Origin of the sequence: Haloactinopolyspora sp., from assembly GCF_027324685.1 — a bacterium.
Classification (GTDB): Bacteria; Actinomycetota; Actinomycetes; order Jiangellales; family Jiangellaceae; genus Haloactinopolyspora.
Window position 1 is genome coordinate 1 of the sequence record NZ_DAHVSH010000006.1, and the last position, 2,978, is coordinate 2,978.

Consider the following 2,978-nt stretch of genomic DNA (forward strand, 5'->3'; position numbering starts at 1 on the left):
CAGCCGGGCTGGCAGTGGATGGTGAGCTTCTTCCAGCGGGCAACGGCTGCGGTCGCGGGGGAAGTCACGGTCACCACGAGCGCGGGCACGGCGTACTCCGCGACGTTCACGACGACGCTAGACTCGGCCGGCTGGGATCGGCTGTACGATGCGCTGAACCTGATCGGGGACACCTCCGCAGCCTTCGGTCTATCGTTCACGTTCACCGGCGGCGCAGGTCAGACCGTATGGCTCGACGGCCTGATGCTCTCACCGTTCTACGGGCGCCCGAGTGTGCTGCCGTCCTTCCAGAACGGCTCGGCGCCCCTGCTACTCGACAACAATCCCGACGGCTTCTACTCGAAGATCTTAAGTTCACGCACCGCGGGCAATGTCGCGTTCAACTTCCGGGGCGCGTGGTCATCGGCTGCGAGCTACCTCACCGGCGATGAAGTGGTCTACGGACCGACCTACTGGGTCGCGCTGGCCGACTCGACCAACGTGCAGCCCGCTACTGGCGTCTCCGCATGGCAGGCGGTGGGGAGCTATTCGGAGTTCGTCGGCGCGTGGTCCTCGACGGCTACCTATGCGGTGGGCGCAGAAGTCACGTATTCGGGAAGTTACTGGGTCGCCGTCGTACAGAACTCGAACAGCGCCCCGAGCACGACCAATGCGAACTGGCAGATTGCAGGCTCGACCTCGGCGTCCGCCATCGTCTACACCGACGGGGCGACCGTGCAGAGTTTGCAGCCCGCAGAGGCGTCGGCCGACGTGACGGCGACTCATACCTCGAACGACACCAGCAACGTCAACGGGGTGGCATCCTCCTCGATCAGCCCCATCGCCAATCTGATGCCCGCCGAGGCTGGCGCGGACGTGACGGCGACCCATACCTCGAACGATACGAGTAACGTCAACGGGGTGGCCGCGGCGACCATATCGCAAGGCGCGGGGCGGGCGAACGCGGCCATCGACAGCACGAACGTCGTGGTATCGAGCGGCGTCGATTTCTCGCGCCCGTACACCAACAAGACACTCACGAATATCCCCGACGGCGCAGGCCGATACGCGGTCACGAACATCGGAGGAGGCAACGCCGTCTCGTACGTGGACGGAAACAACCGCGCTCTGATCGACTTCAGCCAGAGCGGGCACCTTTACAAATCTCTTCAGTACCTGTCAGACGGGGGCGGCCGATACGCTGTTACGAACATCGCCGGCGGCAACGCCGTCTCGTACGTGGACGGCAACAACCGCGCCCTGATCGACTTCAGCCAGTCAGGGCATCTCAACAAGGGCGCCCTCGCCACGGCGAACAATGCGGATGGGGTGCCGGCTGGGACGAGCTTTGCTATTCCAACCCTGCACGTTGGCGCGGAAGGGCTCGTGGAGAACGGCGACTTCCTGAATGGGTTCGCTGGCTGGGTGCCCCTCAGCGGAGCAGAGGTCCAAACCGGAAATGGCCCGTTTACGAATGCGCAGTACGCCGCCTTCACCGCCCCCCAGCACTCCAATATGCACACCCAGCGGAGTTATGCGTGCACTCCTGGGGACGTGTATCTGGTAGTCGGCTGGCTATGGCAAAGCGCCGCCAACGCCGCGACTCTGGGGTTGCTGTGCTTTGACGGCAGTGGCTCGGAGCTGAGTGCGCCATTCAGCCCGGCCTTCGCGGCTACCGACACGTGGACGTACGTGCGGGCTCAGATCACCATCCCCGCCAACTGCGCCTACTTCATTCCATATGTTGCGCAGTTCGCGAGCGGTTCCAATGAGGTACTCGCTACCGCCATAAATGTCTACAAAGTGCGCGGCCTCGACAACGAGGTGTCGGACGGCACCCTATTCGCGCGCTTCCCTTACACCCACTTCGACGGCCTGACCTACCGCCGCATCGCCACGATCAACGGCGCGGTCTCGCCGCTCGGCTCCATCGTCACGGGCTCCAGCACGATCACGCTGTCGTACACCTCGACCGACAACAGCATCACGATCAGCTGGACTGCTGGAAACCTCAACCGGATGGACGGCTCTCAGACCGCCGTAACGAGCGGCAGTGTCACCGTGACGGGCCTCGCTGCCTCCACCAAGTATTACGCGGCTGCCTACTGGGACGAAGTGGCGCAGGCGATCTCGTTCGTCACTGGTCAGTCCGGTGCGGTCGGTTCGCCGGCAATCCTGTATCCGAGCGAAGACCCCGGCGTCGCGTGGCAGGCGCAGCTGCAGGCGCGCCTCAACCTCGGATGGGTGCCGGTGGGGACTGCCGCGAGCGGTGGCACCGGCGGCGGCGGCGGCTCGTCCGGGTGCTGCCTGCGCGGGCCGCAGCTCATTGAACTGGCGAGCGGCGTGATGCGCCAGGCGCAGGAGCTGACGACGGGCGATGTCCTTTCGTCACCGGACGGGCCGATCCGAATCACGCAGCTGCTCTTCGAGCCGTGGGCGGAGTGGTATCGCGTCGAGTTCAACGACGGCCGCATCCTTGAGGTCGCGCCCGATCACCGCTTCATGGACCCGTCCGGCGTCCAGATCCACGCCCGAGACCTGAAGCTCCAGACCATCGTGGAGGCGCGCAACTGCTACCTCAGCGTGGCGCGCCTCGAGCTGTGCACCGACCGGGACATCAAGGTCGGCATCGAGGTGGAGGAGCCGCACGTCTACTACGTGGACGGCGTTCTCTCGCACAACAAGGTGTACTGCTGATGAAAACCTACCACACCTTCACGAAGCCGCCGGACCTCGCCAAATACCACCCGCGCGGCCACTACCACTGGATGAGCCTGCCGAGTGGCGGCTATGTGTGCGTGCTCGACTCGGGTGCCGAGCCTGCGCCCGAGTGGACGCCGCTCCCACATCTGCTTGACCACACGACGGGCGCCGGGCTGAAGGACTTCGGGTGCTCACCGAACGACACCATGTTTCAGGCCGCGAAAAAGCTGGCCGCAGTCAACCGCTTCTTCCATCCGTGAGCCGATCATGTACACGCTGTGGGAAATGGTGACCTC

At 64.5% G+C, this 2,978-nt stretch carries 2 protein-coding genes; both read left to right on the plus strand.

What is annotated here, in order from left to right; all coding sequences use genetic code 11:
- The coding region (locus M6444_RS00990; RefSeq protein WP_298322004.1) for a Hint domain-containing protein at positions 1-2,676 on the plus strand (2,676 nt) is incomplete at its 5' end.
- Entirely contained in the window at positions 2,676-2,942 is a 267-nt protein-coding gene (locus M6444_RS00995; protein WP_298322006.1) for a hypothetical protein, read from the plus strand. The genes M6444_RS00990 and M6444_RS00995, both read left to right, overlap by 1 nt.
- The last annotated feature ends 36 nt before the right edge of the window (positions 2,943-2,978 follow it).

Bases quoted from the DNA above. Each gene is read 5' to 3' on its own strand.
- M6444_RS00995 (WP_298322006.1), top strand. From the start codon at position 2,676: ATGAAAACCTACCACACCTTCACGAAGCCGCCGGACCTCGCCAAATAC.